Below are 18532 nucleotides of genomic sequence, written 5' to 3' on the forward strand. Positions count from 1 at the left end.
GCCTACTTTTTCCAAGAAAAAAGTAGGACGCCGTGGAGGCGGAAGGGGCCGGCAGCGGCGCCACATCGAATGGATAAGCTCCCAGCACCCAAGACCTACCCACCCAGCCCAAGCCCAAGCCCAAGCCCAAGCCCAAGCCCAAAGATCATGGCCCCGTTACTCAACGAAGGATCCACGATAAAAAAGCCGGGCATAGAAAGCGTGCTGGACAGTTTGGGGCCGCTGCGCGGCGTCCGGTGAATCTCCCACAGTACGAGAAAAACCTACCCCACGACCTCCGCCTCCAGCACCACCCGCTCCTCCAGCCACTGCGCCAGCGCATCCGGCGCCAGTGGCGGCGAGAACAGGTAGCCCTGGGCTACCGGGTAACCCTGTTCCTGCAGCCAGACACTCTGCGAGTCCGTCTCAATACCCTCGGCCACCACGGTCAGGTGCAGGCTTTTGCCAATGCCGAGAATGGCATTGCTCAACGCCCGCGCCGCTTCGTCATGCTCAAGATCCGCGACGAAACTGCGGTCCAGTTTCAACTCCGACACCGGCAAACGCCGCAGGTAGCTGAGGCTGGAATAGCCGGTGCCGAAATCGTCCATCGACAGGCGAATGCCCTGGGCATGCACTTCCTCGATGGTTTTCATGGTGCTGGGGTTGGTGTCCAGCAGGATGTTCTCGGTCAGTTCCAGGGTCAGGTCCGCCGGCGCCAGGTGGTTGCTACGCAAGGTGTCGGCAATCATCCGCGGCAGGTCGAGGTTGTGGAAGCTGGTCGGCGACAGGTTCACCGCCACCGCCGGCACCACCAAACCACGGGCGCGCCATTCGGACAACTGCCGGCACGCCTCGCGCAGCGCCCAGCGACCCAGTTCGGCCACCAGGCCACACTCTTCGGCCAACGGAATAAAGCGCGCCGGCGATACTTCGCCAAGCTGCGGATGGGTCCAGCGCGCCAGCGCCTCGACGCCGTACAGGCGCCCGGTGGACATCTCGATCTGCGGTTGGTAATGCAAGCGCAACTGGCCTTTCTGCAGCGCCTCACGCAGGGCGTTTTCCAGCGCCAGGCGCTCCTGCGCCAGCTTGTTCATTTCGCTGCTGAAGAAACTGAAGCAGCCGCGGCCACTGCTCTTGGCCTGGTACATAGCCATGTCGGCGCGGTGCAGCAGGGTTTCCACATCGCAGCCATCGGATGGGTACATGGCAACGCCCACGCTGGCGGAAATCGACAGGTTGGTGTTGGCGATGGTCATCGGCTGGCACAGTAGCGTCTGGATGCGTTCCACCGCGTCGGCGGCGTGGTCACCGTCGCACTGCGGCAGGATCACCACGAACTCGTCGCCCGACAGCCGCCCGGCAATATCCGAGCCGCGCAGTTCACGGCGCATTTTCACCGCCACGTTGCGCAGCAATTCGTCGCCGGCCGGATGGCCGAGGGAATCGTTGACCTGCTTGAAGCGGTCGAGGTCGATGAACAACACCGCCAGTTGCTCGTTGTTGCGGGCGGCGGTGGCGATCGCCTGATCGGCCTTGGCCTGCAACAGGCTGCGGTTGGGCAGGCCGGTCAGGGCATCGTAATAGGCCAGTTGGCGAATCCGCTGACGCGAGTTTTCCCGTTCCAGCGCCAGCGAACAGAGGTGCGCACAGGCGTCCACCAGGCGCTGGTGGAACAGCGCCGAGGCGACATTGCGCGGCTGGCGGAAATAGAAGGCGAAGGTGCCGATGGCCGCGCCCTGGCTGTTGCGGATCGGCGTCGACCAGCAACTGCGAAAGCCCAGCGGTCGCGCCAGCTCCTGGTAGCCGGCCCACAACGGGTCGCTGGCAATGTCGTCCACCAGCACCGATTCGTTGCGCCACGCCGCGGTGCCGCAGGAACCCACCATAGGGCCGATGCGCACGCCGTTGAGCTGGCGGCTGTAATCAGTCGGCAGGCTCGGCGCGGCGAGGGAATGCAGTTGCCCGTCTTCGTCGACCTTGAGAATCGAGGCGGTGATTTCCGGGGCGATGCGCTCCACCTCCAGGCAGATAAGTTCCAGCACTTCGGTCAGCGGCTGCTCCCGGGCCATGGACTCCAGCACCCGGTGCTGCAGGGCTTCGTGCATCTTGGCCTGGGTGATGTCGGTGAACAGGGTCACGGTATGCTGCAACTGGCCGGCGCTGTCGAAGATCGGGTTGCTGACCACCTTCGCCCAGTAGCGCTGGCCATGCTTGCCGGTGACGATTTCCTCGCGCTGCATGGCGCCGGCGGCGTACATCTCGGCGTAGTACTCGGCGATGGTCTGCTCGTCGCGGTCCGGCACCAGCAGCGCCATCGGACTCAGGCCTTTGACCTCGTCGCCGCGCCAGCCGAACATCCGCCCGAAGCCGGCGTTGGTGTAGGCAATGCGCCGCTGGCTGTCGCTGATCATCACCGCGGTATCGCTGGCATCCGCCACCAGCGACAGCATGCGCAGGCGTTCCTGCTGGACCCGTTCCTGCTCCAGCCGTGCGGTGATATCGGTGGCCAGCTTGAGTACCTGGACAACCTCGCCGTTGCCATCGAACACCGGCGTATAGGTCGCCTCCAGCCAGCAACTGCTGCCGTCGCTGCGCACCCGTTCCTGGATCCCGGAACGTCCGCTGCCTTCGCGCAAGCGTGGCCAGAACAATTCGTAAGCCGGGCTCTCCACCAGCTTGCGCGGGCAGAAGAAGCTGTGGTGGCGGCCGCGGACTTCCTCCAGCGAGTACCCCAGCAGCACCAGGTAGTTCTGATTGGCCCGCAGCAGCGTGCCATCCGGGGTGAACTCGGCGATGGACATCACCCGGTCGAGGGCGGCCAGTTGAGCCAGCGACAATTCGATGGAACGGTTGTCGTGAGACGTCATGTTCTACTCAAGAAAATCCAGCCAGGCAGTGGCCGGGATAGACCAGGAACCTGTGCCCACCACGGCGTCCGAAACCGGTTGCCGCATCCATGGCACATGCATTGATGTCAGCATGATATTACCCCTCCCGCCTGGCGGTCCATCTCTCCACCGTGCAAAACAAGCCCTTCGGCGCGGTTGCAGGTCTTACTGAAACAACACAACTGTCTGAATCGGCGTGGTTTTCGGTTCACTGCGTGACCCATCAGTCAAATTCATGTCCACGTATACACTGTGGCTATTCGACCAAAGTCTCATTACCCTTGGCGCGACAACTTCGGGCTGCAGGCGCAGTATGCCGCGCTTCGTCACCGCCCCACGGCACTTTGCCAGGGCCGTGCACACCTTCAAATGATTCAGGATCGAGGCAAGGGGACTTCGGTGCAGTTGAGAAATTTCTTCCGATGGGACCTGCGCAGCCTGATTCTGCTGCTGACGCTGATCACCGCCCTGGTCACCCTGCTCAACAGCTTCTACGCCAGCTATCGCGTCCAATACCAGTTGCTGATCGACAACGCCCTGGAAGCCAACCACGCCTATGCCTCCAAACTGGCGTCCAGCACCGAGACCTACCTGCAAGCCTCGCAGCAACAACTGGCCTACGCCGCCGACCTGCTCGGCGAGCACTTCGACGACCTCGCGCAACTGAACCACGAAGCCGTGCGCCTGCGCCTGCAGACCAACACCTTCAACTCCATCGTCATCACCGACGACGAAGGCGTGGTGCGCTCCACCTCGCCCGACACGCTGCAGATCCTCGGCAAGAAGCTGCAATCGGAGGGCGCCCTGGCCGCCCTGCGCGAGCGCCGGCCACTGATTTCCAGCCCGTACATGTCGGCGGCGAACAACCTGATCATCTTCATCTCGCAGCCGGTGTTCGACAAAGCCGGCCGCTACCGCGGGCTGATCGGCGGCAGCATCTACCTCAAGCACAAGAGCATCCTCAACGAACTGCTCGGCGAGCATTACTACAAGAACGGCTCTTACCTGTATGTGGTCGACAGCAACCGTCGCTTGCTCTATCACCCCGATGCCGACCGGGTCGGCAGCATCGTCGGCAGCAACAGCCTGATCGACACCCTCGGCACGCGGGACAACGGCACCCAACGGGTGATCAACAGCCAGGGCATGGACATGCTCGCGGGCTTCGCCTCCGTGCCCTCGGCGCATTGGGGCATCGTCGCCCAACGCTCCACCGAGTCGACCCTCGAAGGGCTCGACCAGTTACTGATGAGCGTGATCTTCAAGACCATCCCGCTGGCAGTGGTCAGCTTCATCCTGATCTGGTGGTTCTCGCGGATCATCGCCCAACCGCTCAGGCAACTGGCCGCAGGCGCGAAGAAGATCAACGAGCCGGAAACCAGCGCGCAAATCGAGAGCGTGCGCTCCTGGTACTTCGAGTCGTCGGAGCTCAAGCGTGCTCTGTTGATCGGCCTCAACCTGCTGCATGAGCGCCTGGGCAAACTCAATCACGACATCCAGACCGATCCCCTGACCGGCCTGCGCAATCGCCGCGGCCTCGACCTCGCGGTGACCCTGTGGCAGGCGGAAAAACGCCCGTTCTCGGTGATCGCCATCGACATCGATCACTTCAAGCAGGTCAACGACACCTACGGGCACGCCGCCGGAGACGAGGTGCTGCAAGCCCTGGCGGAGCTGATGCGCGGCTGCTCGCGGGACCACGACGTGATCTGCCGTTCCGGCGGCGAGGAGTTCTTCATGCTGCTGCCGGGCACCAGTCCCGACACGGCGGCGCGGGTCGCGGAGCGCTTGCGCCATCGGGTCGAGCAGACGACGTTCGAGACGATCGGCCACCTGACCCTGTCGATGGGCGTGGCCAACTGGCCGCTGCACTCGGAGAACGCCGCGCGGGTCTTCGAGGTGGCTGACGAACAGCTTTATCAGGCCAAGATTGGCGGGCGCAACCGGGTTCGCGTGGCCGGCGCAAAAGAGGTTTCACATCAGGTCTGAACCCCTGCCGCGCCGCGCCTGGTTTCAGGCCGGGGCATCCTTGGCCTGGGGCTGCGGCACAACCCTGGCCTTGCCCGGCTTCAACCGCGACACGCCGAACAGCACCAGCGCCAACCCGGCGATCTGATACCCAGAGATATCCTCGTTGAGCAGCGCCCAGGACGCCAGCACCGTCAGCACCGGCCCGAGATTGCCCACCGCCGCCGTTTGCGTGGCGCCCATGCGCTGGATCGCCAGCGCCACCCAGTAGATCGGCAACACCGTGGAAAACAGCGCCATCAACCCGGCATTCACCCAGACCGCCGCGGGCAACTGGCCCAGTTGCGAGAAATCCCCGGTCAACAGGTAATGGCCCAGCACCATCAGCGACGACGCCGTGCCCGCCAGACCGGCCAGGCGCATCGAACTCATGGTCTTGAGCATCACCCCGGTGCCCGAGTAGTACAGCGCGTAGGTCACGGCGCTGGCAAAGACCCACAGCGAACCGAGAATCACCTGATCGCCCACTCCCGAAACGCTGACGTCATGGACAAAGGCCACGCCCAGGCCGAGGTAGCAGAGACCCATCGCCAGCAATACGCGCGGGGTCGGCCGCTCGCGCAGGGCGATGGCCTGGAAGATCAGCACCAGGGTCGGATAAGTGAACAGGATCAGCCGCTCCAGCCCGGCACTGATGTATTGCAGGCCATAGAAGTCGAACAGGCTGGCCAGGTAATAACCGAACAGCCCGAGCAACAGCACCCGCCCGGCGCTACCCCAGGTCAACGGTGCGCTGACCTGACCGCGACTGAACCACACCAGCCAGAGAAACAGCGGCAGCGACAGCGCCATGCGCAGCGCGAGCAAGGTGATCGCATCCACCGGGCCCGCCGCGTAGGCGAGCTTGACGAAGATCGCCTTGAGGCTGAAACCCAGAGCGGACAGCACCGCGAACAGGCTGCCGTTATCGATGTAGCGCTGAATCCGGGAAGGAAAGCTGATCATGGAGGTCCGCACCAAAATGTGACAAGCTTTATTCTGAACAGAAAGCCAGCACATCAGAATCGCATTTTTACGAAGCAGGCTTTCTGAATTGGAGAAACCCCTGATGCACTTCGACTTGCCCGACCTGCGCCTGATTGCCGCTATCGCCGAAACCGGCAGCCTGAGCAAGGCGGCGGCGAGCTTCCCGGTGGCGGTGTCCGCCGCCAGCACGCGCCTGCGGCTGTTCGAGGAACGTAGCGGCCTGACCCTGTTCGTGCGCAAGGCCGATGGCATGCACCTGACGCCGGCGGGCCGACTGGTGCTGGAATCTGCGCGCGGCGTCCTCGGTGAAGCCCGCAAACTCCATGACACCCTCAAGGAACTGGCCGGGCAGAAACGCATCAACCTGCACCTCGCCGCGTCCACCGTGACCAACAGCACCATCCTCCCGACGGTGCTCGGACCGTTCCTCTTCGACTACCCGGAGATCGACCTGCAACTGGTGGAACACAAGAGCGTCGACATCCTGCGCATGGTCCTCGCCGGCGAATGCGAGATCGGCGTCTACGACGGCAACCTGGTCAACGACGGCGTGGTGTCCCTGCCCTTCCGCACCGAGCGCCTGGTACTGCTGGTGCCGCTCGACCACCCCTTGACCGAACGGACCGCCTTGCGCCTGCGCGACGCCCTCGACTACGCCTTCGTCTGCCTGCCGGCGGAGCGGGCCATGCAGCGCTTCGTCGAAGAGCTGGCGATCAACCTGTCGATGCCCCTCAAAGTCCGCGTCCGCGCCCCCGGCTTCGAAGCCATCGCCCAACTGGTGGCCCAGCGCGCCGGCATCGCCATGCTCCCGGAAACCACGGCACGCCGCCTGGAGCAGGAACTGCCTGTACGCTGCCTGCCACTTGAAGAACGCTGGGCGACGCTGGAACTGCGGATTTGTTTTCGGGAGTGGGAGAAGCTGAGTTCGCATGGGCGGCAGTTGGTGACGTTTTTGTCGGGGCGATAAGCCGGCAAAGCGCATTCCTGTTAAACTCCGCCGCCTTTTTTCAGGGTGCGTAATGCATCCGAAGACGGCAGCAGACGAGACCACCGGCATGCACAATACCCCCGCGGAAAACCCGAGCAATCCTTCGAGTCCGGTACTCAGGAGGTTTTCCGTCGCCCCGATGATGGACTGGACAGACCGCCGCTGCCGATTCTTCCTGCGCCTGCTGTCCCGCCACGCCCTGCTCTATACCGAAATGGTCACCACCGGCGCCCTGCTCCATGGCGATGCCGCGCGTTTTCTCGGCCACGACGCCGCCGAGTACCCGCTGGCCCTGCAACTGGGCGGTAGCGTGCCGGCCGATCTCGCCGCCTGCGCGAAGCTGGCCGAGGTGGCGGGGTATCAGGAAGTGAACCTGAACGTCGGCTGCCCCAGCGACCGGGTGCAGAACAACATGATCGGCGCCTGCCTGATGGGTCACCCGGCGCTGGTGGCCGATTGTGTGAAGGCGATGATGGACGCGGTGTCGACCCCGGTGACGGTCAAGCACCGGATCGGCATCAACGGCCGCGACAGCTACGCCGAGCTGTGCGATTTCGTCGGCCAGGTCCGCGATGCCGGCTGCCGCAGTTTCACCGTGCATGCCCGGATCGCCATCCTCGAAGGGCTGTCGCCGAAGGAAAACCGCGAAATCCCGCCGCTGCGCTATGACATCGCGGCGCAGTTGAAAGCGGACTTCCCCGACCTGGAAATCATCCTCAACGGCGGGATCAAGACCCTCGAGGAATGCCATGAGCACCTCAAGACCTTCGACGGCGTGATGCTCGGCCGCGAGGCTTACCACAATCCCTATCTGCTGGCCGAAGTCGACCAGCAACTGTTCGGCAGCGATGCCCCGGTGATTTCCCGCAGCGAGGTGCTGGAGCAGTTGAAGCCGTACATCGCCGCCCATCTGCAGGCCGGCGGCGCCATGCACCACATCACCCGGCATATCCTCGGTCTGGCCCAGGGCTTCAAGGGCGCGCGCAAGTTCCGTCAGTTGCTTTCCGTGGATGTGCACAAGACCAACGATCCGCTGGCCCTGCTCGATCAAGCTGCTGAATTGTTAAAGGGCCACTAGGAACCGGCGCGCTCCGCGGCACTCGAAGACATACCCTCCCGACGCCCGCCGGCACGGCCCTTGAGCCGCTGACGGCGCTCGGGTAATGTCGTCGCACCGCACAGGACAGAGCACGCTCATGACTTCCAAGCTGGAACAACTCAAGCAGTTCACCACGGTCGTCGCCGACACCGGCGATATCGACGCAATCAGCCGCCTCAAGCCGGTCGATGCCACCACCAACCCTTCCCTCCTGCTGAAAGCCGCCGCCATGCCCGGCTACGCCGAGCTGCTGAAACAGGTGATCGCCAGCAGCAAGGGCAATGTCGATCTGGCCTGCGATGCCTTCGCCGTCGCGGTGGGCAGCGGCATCCTGAAAGCCATCCCCGGCCGTATTTCCACCGAAGTGGACGCTCGCCTGTCCTTCGACGAGCCGGCGCTGCTGGCCAAGGCCCGTCAACTGATCGAGCTGTATGACAAGGCCGGCGTTGGCCGTGACCGCGTGCTGATCAAGCTGGCCTCCACCTGGGAAGGCATCCGTGCCGCCGAAACCCTGGAGAAGGAAGGCATCCAGACCAACCTGACCCTGCTGTTCTCCTTCGCCCAGGCGGCCGCCTGCGCCGATGCCGGGGTGTTCCTGATCTCGCCGTTCGTGGGCCGCATCTACGACTGGTACAAGAAGTCCAGCGGTCAGGACTATGTCGGCGCCGAAGATCCGGGCGTGCAGTCGGTCACCCGCATCTACAACTACTACAAGGCCAATGGCTACGACACCGTGGTCATGGGCGCAAGCTTCCGCAATCTCAGCCAGATCGAAGAACTGGCGGGCTGCGATCGACTGACCATCAGCCCGGACCTGCTGCAGAAGCTCAGCGAAGACGAGGGCACCCTGGTCCGTAAACTGGCCCCCGGCGCTGCCGCCGAGCCACGCCTGACACTGAATGAAAGCCAGTTCCGCTGGGCCTTCAACGAAGACGCCATGGCCACCGAAAAACTCGCCGAAGGCATTCGCCTGTTCGCCCGTGACCAGGAAAAACTCGAAGCCCTGCTTTCCGCAAAGGCTTGATACAAATCTCGGTTTGCCAGTAGTCGCGACAGCGCGGAAAGTCCCGCCTCTTCCGCAACTACTGGCAAACAGCCTCGTGCTCCCGCATTGATGTCCGACTCTTCTCTTTTGCCGTTGGTCCTGGCCGGGCCACTGCTTCGCCGCCTGGAGCCGACGCGCATCGTGTTCTGGCTGGTCGCCTCGCAGCCGCTGAACGCCGAACTGCACCTTCATGCTGCCACTTCCGAACCGCTGGTCCTGCCACTGGACGCTGCTCGCTGCCAGGTCATTCCGGTGGGTCGCCAGGCCTTCGTGCACCTGATCGATGTGTCTCTGGATACACCGCTACCCTGCGACACCCGGATCGACTACGACCTGCTGCTCGATGGCCACGGCATCGCCGAGTGGGCGCCGCATCTACTTTATGACGGCACACAGCGTGCGAACTTCGTCGTCCGCGAACGGCTGGACCAGTTGCTCCACGGCTCCTGCCGCAAACCCCACTTTCCCGCCGAGGATGGCCTGCTCTGCGCCGACCGGCTGCTGGCCAGCCCGCATGAGCCCGCACAGCGCCCGGCCTTGTTGATGATGAGCGGCGATCAGGTCTACGCCGATGATGTCGCCGGGCCGATGCTGCGCGCCATTCACGCGCTGATTGCGCGGCTCGGCCTGTTCGAGGAATGCCTGGACGGCGCGGTAATCCGCGACAGCGTCGAGCTTTACGGCCATCCCGCCAGCTACTACCACCGTGGCGACCTGCTGCCAGCGTTGAAAAGCAACGAAACCCTGCGCGAGCGCTTCTTCGGTGGCGTGCGCAAACCGATCTTCACCAGCAGCAATGCCGACAACCACCTGGTGACCTTCGGCGAAACCCTGGCGATGTACCTGCTGGTCTGGTCGCCCGTGCCGTGGACGCTGATTGCACCGGACACACCGCCGCTGAACGCCGAACAGCAAGCCCGCTACAGGCTGGAACAGGGCTGTGTGAATGGCTTCGTCACCGGACTGGGCGGGGTCGCCCGAGTGTTGGCGCATTTGCCGAGCCTGATGATTTTCGACGACCACGACATCACCGATGACTGGAACCTTTCGGCGCAATGGGAGGAAACCGCCTACGGCCATCCGTTCTCGCGCCGGATCATCGGCAACGCCCTGCTGACTTACCTGCTCTGCCAGGCCTGGGGCAACAATCCTGACGTGTTCGGCGATCTCCTGGAAAAATGCCGGCAACTCTTCGCCAGCGCCGGGGACGACCGCCACCTGGACAGCCCGCTGCAGGATCAGTTGATCAACGACCTGCTGCGCTTCCAGCAGTGGCATTACCAGCTACCGACCAGCCCGGCCCTGCTGGTGCTGGACACCCGCACCCGGCGCTGGCGCAGCGAAAGCAACCTGAAAAAGCCCTCGGGCCTGCTGGACTGGGAAGCGCTCTGCGAACTGCAGCAAGCATTGCTCGACCACCCGTCGGCCATCATCGTTTCGCCCGCACCGATCTTCGGCGTCAAGCTGATCGAGACGGTGCAGAAGGTGTTCAGCTGGTGCGGTTATCCACTGTTGGTGGACGCGGAAAACTGGATGGCCCACCGCGGCGCGGCGCAGGTAATCCTGAATATCTTCCGCCATTCGCGCACGCCGGGGCACTACGTGATCCTCTCCGGCGACGTGCATTATTCCTTCGTCTACGAAGTGCTGATCCGCCACCGCCAACGCAGCCCACACCTGTGGCAGATCACCAGCAGCGGCATCAAGAACCGCTTCCCGGCGCGCCTGCTGGACACCTTCGACCGCCTCAACCGCTGGCTCTACGCGCCGCGCTCGCCCTTGAACTGGTTCACCCGCCGGCGACTGATGGAAGTGGTTCCGCGCATACCCAGCCACAGCAAAGCCGGCGAGCGGCTGTGGAACAGCGCGGGCCTGGGCCAGGTGTTTTTCAATGAGCAGGGGCAACCGGAGCGGGTGTTCCAGTTGAATGCAGACGGGTCAGAGGCGACGGAGTTTCCGCGACGGGAATGACAAGAGCCTCATCGCGGCGGCGATGAGGCTCTGAAGGGTTCAGCTACGCTCGAGCGCGTTCACCAGGTCATGGAAGGCTTCACGGTTGGAGTCATTCAAGCCCATCAGGATCTTGTGCGCCTCCAGCACCTTGGCCCGCACCACCTCTTCGTCCTGGTCCTGGGAAGGCAGGTCGGTCAGGCATTCCGGGCACGGAATCGGCCGATCGACGATGTTGAACACCTGATCGAAGCCCATCGACTGCAACAGGCGAGTGATGTCGGCGTGGGTGGTCACCACGGTCGGCAGCAAGCCAACCTTCTGCCGCGACAGGATCGACAGCTTGGCCAGCAGGCCGAGCGTGGTGCTGTCGATGCTCTGGGTTTCTGTGAGATCGATGACGATCGCCGAGAAATTCAGCGCGGTGAAGATCTTCTCAATAGTTGCATCCAGCGCTGAACACAGGGTCAGACGCACTTCACCGACAAACTTCAGAACAAAGGTGCCGCTCTGTTCGGCGAACTGGATTCTACCGGTACTCATTGAAGGTTCCTGCTCAACACCAATAGGGCGATATCATCCGGCATCTCCCCAAGCGTAGCCAATCCGAATCGTTGCCGCAGGCCATCCAGGCTGCCGCCCGCATCCCTGACAATCTCAGGCAGGGACGCTTCTTTTTCTTTGAGTGTTGCGCCGGGCAAAAGGTCCAGAATGCCATCAGATAGCAGGGTCAGGCTGAACTGCGACGGCAGCTCCAGGACGTGGTCCTGGTAGGTTGCTTCGTCGAACAGACCGACCGGCAATCCTCGGCCTTCCAGATAAAGGCTCTGCTCCGGGGTATACAGTACTGGCAGCGGCAGGTGGCCGCCGATGGCATAGGTCAGCAACCCGGTGTCTTCATCGATGACACCGCCAACCATGGTCACGTGCTTGCCCAGCTTGCAATTGATCAGGCCGCGGTTGATGTGCCCGAGCACTTCCGACGGCTTGAAGTCCCGCAGGGTGCCGCTGCGCTTGAATTCGAACAGCAGGCGAGTGGTCATGAACTTCAGCAGTACAGTGACGAACGCCGAGGATGCACCATGGCCGGACACGTCCGCCAGGTAGAAGGCGATCCGCCGCTCGTCAACGCGGAAGTAATCAGCAAAGTCGCCCGAGAGATACAGCGACGGGATGATCTGGTGTTCGAAGGAAAACTCGCCAATGCTCCAAGGGCTTTCCGGGAGCATGTTCATCTGCACCTGGCGACCCGCTGTCTGGTCTTCCTGAAGCAGGTGGAGACTGGCTTCCAGCTCGCGGTTGGCGGTTTCGAGCTTTTCCCGGTAGCGCTGGTTTTCCTTGATCAGGTACGCACGATCGAGCGCGCGGCGAACCGAATGCTCGAGCACCGCGAGGTCCTCAAGCGGCTTGATCAGGTAATCGGCGGCGCCCAGACGCAGGGCTTCGACAGCATCGTTCATCACGCCCGCACCGGAAACCACGATCACCGGCAGGTCAGGTGCACGTTCGGTCACTTGCCGGATCAGCTCCAGACCGCCCATTTGCGGCATGCGCAGGTCACAGAGCACAAGGTCGGGACGATCCTGCTCGAAGACTTGAAGGCCCTGCTGGCCATTGCTCGCCTGCAGGACACTGAAACCGCTGTCTTCCAGGTAGGCGGCGAGGCTCTCGCGCACCACGTCGTCGTCATCGATTATCAGCAGCGTTGCACTGGTTTTCTGCATGTGGGCAAACGGCGCCAGAAATAGGTTGGCGTAAGCGGCTCGACAGGTTGGAGCACACGTACTGGATTCTCTTCTAGCCACTCTGTCTATCTGAGTTGTAGGTCAGAATAAGCCGACCGGCAACTTGCAGAGGTGCCCTGTAAGGCGCAGACGGTACTCCCATCCGCCAGGCGTTTCAAGCATGCACCGCCGCTCGCGTGCGGCTGTTTGCAGTGCAAATCACCGGTGGTTATAAAAACCCGGTTTGTGGCAACTCAATGGAAGGATGCCCTAATGAAAAAGGCGACCCGGAGGTCGCCTTTTCTACTTGCCGAAGATCAGAAATCGTCTTCGACGTCGCCGTCCTTGACCTTGAACTCGCGGTTCTGCAGGTAGGCATTGCGGATGAAGATGTACTTGTCGCCCTGGATCATCTTCTCCGCCGACAGCAAGCTGGCGCGAGTGTCGACCAGATCGACGCCGAGCGCGGTGTTGCGGGTCGGCACGTGATTCACGTAGCGGTAGGGTTCGGTGTAGGTATCCGGGTACTTGCCCAGCGCATCGCGCACGGTGCTCGGCCCGAACAGCGGCAGCATCACGTAAGGACCGCTGCTGACGCCCCAGTAGCCCAGGGTCTGGCCGAAGTCTTCATCGTTGCGCTGCAGGCCCATTTTGGTCCCCACATCGAAGAAGCCGCCGAGACCGAAGGTGGTGTTGACGATCAACCGCGCGGTATCGACACCGGCTGCATGCGGCTTGAGCTGGAGGATGTTGTTGGCCAGGTTGGTCACATCGCCCAGATTGAGGAACATGTTATGGATGCCGTCTTCCAGGAACTGCGGCGTTACAAACTGGTAGCCCTGGGCGATCGGTTTGAGCGCATAGGTGTCGACCGTGTCGTTGAAACGGAAAATCGGCCGGTTGATGCTTTCCCAAGGGTCTTCCTCGGTCGCCGCCTGAGCCGCAAAAGGCGCCAGCAGCGCAGTTGCGCACACGCTGGCCCGGAACAAACGATCGAGCACGCTCGCACCGATCCCACGCATAGATGTTCTCCTGATGAACGCAACGCGCGAAGCAGCTCCGCGCCAAAGTGGACGAGTATAAAGCCTAGTAACGTTTGCGTCGCAAATAGTTGACGCCACACGCGTCAAACGACCGTCACCAAATCGTCACGAACGGCCAGTAGTGTCCTGATATTTCAGGGATGTTGCCATGCCTCACGCGCCCGCCTTCACCGCGCTCCTGTTCGGACTTCGTGGCTGCCTGGTCGACTTCGGCGGCCGTAGCCTGGACAGCGCCCCGGACCTCCCCGTTCTCCCTACCCCCGGCGCCCTCGACGTACTCGACTGGCTACGTCGGCATCGCGTGCCCTGCGCCTGGCTGGACGAAGTTCCGGCACACACCGGCCAACACCTGAGCCGCGCCCTGCCCGACTGGCTGGCGGCAACGCCGCACCACGACGCCAAGCCCTGGCCCGCCCCGGACGCCTGCTGGCGTGCCTTGATGGCCATCGAGGCCAGGCAACTGGATGGCTGCGTGTTGATCAGCGGCGAACCGCGTCTGCTCCAGGCCGGGCTCAACGCCGGCCTGTGGACCATCGGTCTGGCGGCCTGTGGCCCGTTGTGCGGGTTATCCGAAACCGAGTGGCAGGCGCTGGACGACAAGCAACGCGAGCACAAGCGCGGCAAAGCCACCTTGCAACTGTTCAGCCTTGGCGTGCATTCGGTGATCGATCACTTGCAGGAACTGGCCGACTGCCTCGCCGATATCAGCCAGCGCCGGCTAAAGGGCGAGAAACCCTGATCACCCGCGCTTGATCCGGATCATGCAAAGCCGGCCCGTGTGGATTAATCTGTCAGGCATGCATGGACCTTTCGCACAAGGCAGGGGTCCATGGCTGTGCCTATTGATAAAGGGAGATCACCATGCCTGCCCGCGAACTGCAAGAACAGCTCAACACCCTGCGCGAGCAACTGGAGCAAAACCCGCCGCTGTCGCTGGAAGAGCGTGAGCAACTCCACAAGCTGATGGAGCAAATCGATGCCCAGATCAAACTGGAAGCGGCAACCCAGGACACCAACCTGGTCGACGGCGTCAACCTCGCCGTGGAGCGCTTCGAGGTCGATCACCCGGGCCTGACTGCCACCTTGCGCAATATCGTTCAGAGCCTGCAAAGCATGGGGATCTGAACCCACCCCGCTCAAATAAAAAGCCCCGTCGAGACTAATGCCAGTCAGTTAAACCAGTTGGGGCCGCTTTGCGGCCCCAACATAGGCGCAAAAACGCTAACTGACTGGCATTACCGTCTAGACGGGGCTTTTTCGTTACTGCCGGACCAACCGACGGTTATCCGGGCTCACCGGGCCAAGGCTGCGGTACGGGTTGATGTCCAGCCCGCCACGGCGCACATAACGCGCGTACACCGTCAGGTGCTGAGGATCGAGCAGGCGTTTGAGGTCGAGGAAGATGCGCTCCACGCACTGCTCATGGAAATCCGCGTGCTGGCGGAAACTGATCAGGTACGTCAGCAGGCTTGCTGCATCCAGTTCCGGGCCGCGGTATTCGACGACCACGCTGCCCCAGTCCGGCTGACCGGTGACCGGGCAGTTGGACTTGAGCAAATGGCTGTGCAGGGTCTGCTCCACCACCTTGTCCTTGTTGCAACGCAACAGCTCAGGTTGCGGTTGCTCGTAGTTGCTGATGCTCACGTCCAGCTCGTCGATGCACTGGCCCGGCAGCCCGGCCACGCCTTCTTTTTCCACATCACCCAGACTGCGGATACGCACGCTTACCGGCTTGCCGGCGGCCGCGCCAAGGTCTTTTTCCAGACAGGCCTGCAACGCCTGTGGCGAGTCGAAGGCAGTCTGGTTCAGCGAATTGAGATAGAGCTTGAAAGACTTGGATTCGATGATGTTCGGCGAATCCGCAGGAATGGCGAACTCACCAATGGCCACCACCGGCTTGCCCGATAGCAGCAGCCAGGACAGCTCGAAGCAGTTCCAGAAATCGGTGCCGCGCCACGGCAAGGTCTCGGCGCTGACGCCCAGCTCGGCCCATTTGGCGGTACGCGGGATCGGGAACAGCAGCGAAGGCGTGTAGGTGGAAACGTATTCGCTGGCTTTACCCAGCGGGGAATGTTCTGCAGCGGGGTGCATGGCTCAAACCTGAAGGACGAAATTGCCGTAGTTTATCGGGTTTGAGCCTGCCTTTGGTCATTGCGCGATAGTCAGCTTGCCAACCATCCCGGCCTGATAGTGCCCCGGCACGTTGCAGGCGAACTCGATCGGGGTCGACTGGCTGAAGGTCCAGGTCAATTCACCGCGCTGGCCCGGCGCGACCATCACCATATTCGGCTCGTCATGCTGCATCGCACCATGGTCCATTCCCCCATGGCCCATGCTGGCGTGATCCATGGTCGCCATCGCCAGCATTTCCTTCTGGTGCTGCGCATGCATGGCCGCATCGCCAAGGTTGAACTCGTGGGCCACCTGGCCCTTGTTGATCACCACGAAACGCACCGTCTCGCCGGCCTTCACTTCCAGGCTGCGCGGCTCGAAGTACATATCGCCCAACACCACCTCGACGGTGCGCGTGGCCTTGGCCGCTGGCGCAGGCTGGCCAAAAGCGAACCCGTGTGCGCCCGGCGCGGCCATGGCCGGAAGGCTGAGCAGCGCGAGGACGGCAGCGGTCATCAGGGATTTCATCGGGGTGTTCCTCATCATCGATTGCTTCAGGCCGCCATTGTGCAAACCCGGCGCTGGCGTCCACCTGACGAAAAGATTACAACTTTGTCAGCTTCACCCTGCCCGAATGCAGGAAAGGTATAACGTCACCGCCCTACCGCCACCGAGAAACCCATGAAACTGTTGATCGTCGAAGACCAGGCCAAGACCGGCCAGTACCTGCGCCAGGGCCTCAGCGAGGCCGGGTTCAGTACCGAGCTGGCAAGCGACGGCGACACCGGCCAGCACCTGGCGCTGACCGGCGATTATGACCTGCTGATCCTCGATGTGATGCTGCCCGGTCGCAATGGCTGGCAGATTCTCCAGGCCGTGCGTGACGCCGGACTGAATGTGCCGGTGCTGTTCCTGACCGCCCGCGATGCTGTGGAAGACCGGGTCCACGGCCTGGAACTGGGCGCCGACGACTATCTGGTCAAGCCGTTCGCCTTTTCCGAGTTGCTGGCGCGGGTCCGTACCCTGTTGCGGCGCGGCCTCAACCCGGCTCAGGAAACCACCCTCGGCCTGGCCGACCTGCGCCTGGACCTGATCCGCCGCCGGGTCGAACGCGGCGGCCAGCGCCTGGACCTGACCGCCAAGGAATTCGCCCTGCTGGAACTGCTACTGCGGCGCCAGGGCGAGGTGCTGCCCAAATCGCTGATTGCGTCGCAGGTCTGGGATATGAATTTCGACAGTGACACCAATGTCATCGAAGTGGCGATCCGCCGGCTACGCCTGAAGATCGACGATGCCCACGACAACAAGCTGATCCACACAGTGCGCGGCATGGGCTACGTCCTCGAAGAGCGTCCGACCTGATGCCCCGGCTGTCCCTCGGCGCCCGTCTCGCCCTGTTGTTCGCCGCTTGCACTGCCGTGGTGTCGTTGCTGGCGGGGATTCTGTTCAGCCGCGCCAGCGAAACCCACTTCATCGAACTCGATCAGCAATTGCTCAACAGCCGCCTGCCAGTCCTGCAGCGCATGCTCGAGGGCGTGCACAGCCGCACCGACCTCGCCTTGCGCCTGCCAGCCCTGCAGAGCGAGCTGAGCCACCAGTCCGATCTGGCCCTGCGTATCCGCGGCACCGACGGCGAGATCTGGTTTGACAGTCGTGCGGGCCTGCCCGATGCGCCGGCAGGGCCTGGCCTGAACACCCTTCGCGCCGAGCACGCCGACTACCGCAGCCTCGGCGTGCAACTGCCGGACCTGCAACTGACGCTGCTGCTCGATATCACCCACCACCAGCATTTTCTGCAACGCATGCAGCGGCTGATCTGGCTGACCGTCGGCCTCTGCGCCCTGGCCACCGCCCTGCTCGGGGTCTGGGCTGCGCGCAGCGGCCTGCGCCCGTTGCGGCAGATGGGCGAGATTGCCGCCAGCGTTTCCGCTCGCTCACTGACCACCCGCCTGCCGGTGGGGCAGATGCCGGTGGAACTGGCAGAACTGGCAACCGCGATGAACGCCATGCTGGAGCGCCTGGACGACGCGTTCCAGCGCCTCTCGGCCTTCTCCGCCGATATCGCCCATGAATTACGTACGCCGCTGTCGAACCTGCTGACCCATACCCAGGTCACCCTGACCCGGCCGCGCAGCCTGGACGAATACCGCGAAGCCCTGCACGGCAACCTCGAAGAACTGCAATGGATGGCGCAACTGGTCAACGACATGCTTTACCTGGCCAAAGCCGACCACGGCCTGTTGATGCCCAACCGTGAGCCACTGGCGTTGCACGAGGAAGTCGATGCGCTGCTGGAATACTACGCGCCGCTGGCCGAGGACGCTCAGGTCCGGCTGGCGCGGCACGGCGCCGCCACGCTGGACGGCGACCGGCATATGCTGCGCCGCGCCCTGTCCAACCTGCTCGACAATGCGCTGCGCTACACCGCACAGGGAGGAGATATTCAGGTAGGTATCGCGGAAAGCGGCGGGCAACTGCGCCTGGAAGTGGCCAACCGCGGCGAGCCGATCGATCCGACGTTGCTCCCACGGCTGTTCGATCGTTTCTACCGCGCCGACCCGGCACGCCGGGCCGGCAGCAGCGAACATGCGGGACTGGGCCTGGCCATCACCCAATCCATCGTCCGCGCCCATGGCGGAACGCTCCGCGCCGAGTCGGCCAATGGCTGGACGCGTTTCATCATCCAGCTACCGGCCGCCTGACAGCG

Annotated in this window: 16 protein-coding genes; 9 read left to right on the forward strand and 7 right to left on the reverse strand. The window is 63.0% G+C overall.

Annotation, left to right across the window (positions count from 1 at the left end):
- Nucleotides 1–263 precede the first annotated feature (263 nt).
- Complete coding sequence (locus DM374_RS27035) at nucleotides 264–2849, reverse strand: sensor domain-containing protein (protein ID WP_110972647.1); 2586 nt, start codon at nucleotides 2847–2849, stop codon at nucleotides 264–266.
- Nucleotides 2850–3239: 390 nt separating this feature from the next.
- Between DM374_RS27035 and DM374_RS27040 the strand changes: the two genes are divergently transcribed.
- Nucleotides 3240–4859 (forward strand): sensor domain-containing diguanylate cyclase, encoded by a 1620-nt coding sequence (locus DM374_RS27040; protein ID WP_110972648.1) that lies wholly within the window; start codon nucleotides 3240–3242, stop codon nucleotides 4857–4859.
- A gap of 24 nt (nucleotides 4860–4883) precedes the next feature.
- Here the strand turns inward: DM374_RS27040 and DM374_RS27045 are convergent, their stop codons facing one another.
- The gene (locus DM374_RS27045) at nucleotides 4884–5843 is read right to left on the reverse strand and encodes a DMT family transporter (RefSeq protein WP_110972649.1); all 960 of its coding nucleotides are present in this window, start codon (nucleotides 5841–5843) and stop codon (nucleotides 4884–4886) included.
- A gap of 103 nt (nucleotides 5844–5946) precedes the next feature.
- Here DM374_RS27045 and DM374_RS27050 point away from each other — a divergent pair, with 103 nt between their 5' ends.
- The 4 genes from DM374_RS27050 (at nucleotide 5947) to DM374_RS27065 (ending at nucleotide 10967) form a co-directional block, all read left to right on the forward strand.
- Complete coding sequence (locus DM374_RS27050; RefSeq protein ID WP_095157875.1) at nucleotides 5947–6831, forward strand: LysR family transcriptional regulator; 885 nt, start codon at nucleotides 5947–5949, stop codon at nucleotides 6829–6831.
- An 88-nt stretch (nucleotides 6832–6919) separates the two neighbouring features.
- Nucleotides 6920–7930, forward strand: a complete 1011-nt coding sequence (dusA, locus tag DM374_RS27055) for a tRNA dihydrouridine(20/20a) synthase DusA (RefSeq protein WP_110972650.1) — start codon at nucleotides 6920–6922, stop codon at nucleotides 7928–7930.
- Between the two features lie 118 nt (nucleotides 7931–8048).
- A complete protein-coding gene (tal, locus tag DM374_RS27060; RefSeq protein WP_110972651.1) occupies nucleotides 8049–8975 on the forward strand; it encodes a transaldolase in 927 nt (308 codons plus the stop codon).
- A gap of 90 nt (nucleotides 8976–9065) precedes the next feature.
- Nucleotides 9066–10967: an alkaline phosphatase D family protein gene (locus DM374_RS27065; RefSeq protein ID WP_110972652.1), complete on the forward strand. Its 1902-nt coding sequence runs from the start codon at nucleotides 9066–9068 to the stop codon at nucleotides 10965–10967.
- A 39-nt stretch (nucleotides 10968–11006) separates the two neighbouring features.
- Here the strand turns inward: DM374_RS27065 and rssC are convergent, their stop codons facing one another.
- The 3 genes from rssC to DM374_RS27080 all read right to left on the reverse strand — a co-directional run bounded on the left by rssC (nucleotide 11007) and on the right by DM374_RS27080 (nucleotide 13692).
- Nucleotides 11007–11489 (reverse strand): anti-sigma factor antagonist RssC, encoded by a 483-nt coding sequence (rssC, locus tag DM374_RS27070; protein ID WP_095157885.1) that lies wholly within the window; start codon nucleotides 11487–11489, stop codon nucleotides 11007–11009.
- Nucleotides 11486–12670: a two-component system response regulator RssB gene (gene rssB, locus DM374_RS27075; protein WP_110972653.1), complete on the reverse strand. Its 1185-nt coding sequence runs from the start codon at nucleotides 12668–12670 to the stop codon at nucleotides 11486–11488. Before rssB ends, rssC begins: the two co-directional genes overlap by 4 nt.
- Before the next feature lie 317 nt (nucleotides 12671–12987).
- Nucleotides 12988–13692, reverse strand: coding sequence for an MlaA family lipoprotein (locus DM374_RS27080; RefSeq protein ID WP_110972654.1), 705 nt, complete (start codon nucleotides 13690–13692; stop codon nucleotides 12988–12990).
- A 169-nt stretch (nucleotides 13693–13861) separates the two neighbouring features.
- Here DM374_RS27080 and DM374_RS27085 point away from each other — a divergent pair, with 169 nt between their 5' ends.
- Entirely contained in the window at nucleotides 13862–14452 is a 591-nt protein-coding gene (locus DM374_RS27085) for a phosphonoacetaldehyde phosphonohydrolase-related protein (protein ID WP_110972655.1), read from the forward strand.
- Between the two features lie 122 nt (nucleotides 14453–14574).
- Nucleotides 14575–14838: a DUF4404 family protein gene (locus DM374_RS27090; RefSeq protein ID WP_110972656.1), complete on the forward strand. Its 264-nt coding sequence runs from the start codon at nucleotides 14575–14577 to the stop codon at nucleotides 14836–14838.
- Between the two features lie 135 nt (nucleotides 14839–14973).
- Here DM374_RS27090 and queF read toward each other — a convergent pair whose 3' ends face one another.
- Nucleotides 14974–15804, reverse strand: coding sequence for an NADPH-dependent 7-cyano-7-deazaguanine reductase QueF (gene queF / locus DM374_RS27095; RefSeq protein WP_110972657.1), 831 nt, complete (start codon nucleotides 15802–15804; stop codon nucleotides 14974–14976).
- A gap of 57 nt (nucleotides 15805–15861) precedes the next feature.
- Nucleotides 15862–16353: a cupredoxin domain-containing protein gene (locus tag DM374_RS27100; protein ID WP_110972658.1), complete on the reverse strand. Its 492-nt coding sequence runs from the start codon at nucleotides 16351–16353 to the stop codon at nucleotides 15862–15864.
- 153 nt (nucleotides 16354–16506) lie between these two features.
- Here DM374_RS27100 and DM374_RS27105 point away from each other — a divergent pair, with 153 nt between their 5' ends.
- Nucleotides 16507–17187 (forward strand): heavy metal response regulator transcription factor, encoded by a 681-nt coding sequence (locus DM374_RS27105; RefSeq protein WP_110972659.1) that lies wholly within the window; start codon nucleotides 16507–16509, stop codon nucleotides 17185–17187.
- Nucleotides 17184–18527: a heavy metal sensor histidine kinase gene (locus DM374_RS27110; RefSeq protein ID WP_110972660.1), complete on the forward strand. Its 1344-nt coding sequence runs from the start codon at nucleotides 17184–17186 to the stop codon at nucleotides 18525–18527. Before DM374_RS27105 ends, DM374_RS27110 begins: the two co-directional genes overlap by 4 nt.
- The last annotated feature ends 5 nt before the right edge of the window (nucleotides 18528–18532 follow it).

It is taken from the genome of Pseudomonas huaxiensis, from assembly GCF_003231275.1.
Taxonomy (GTDB): domain Bacteria; phylum Pseudomonadota; class Gammaproteobacteria; order Pseudomonadales; family Pseudomonadaceae; genus Aquipseudomonas; species Aquipseudomonas huaxiensis.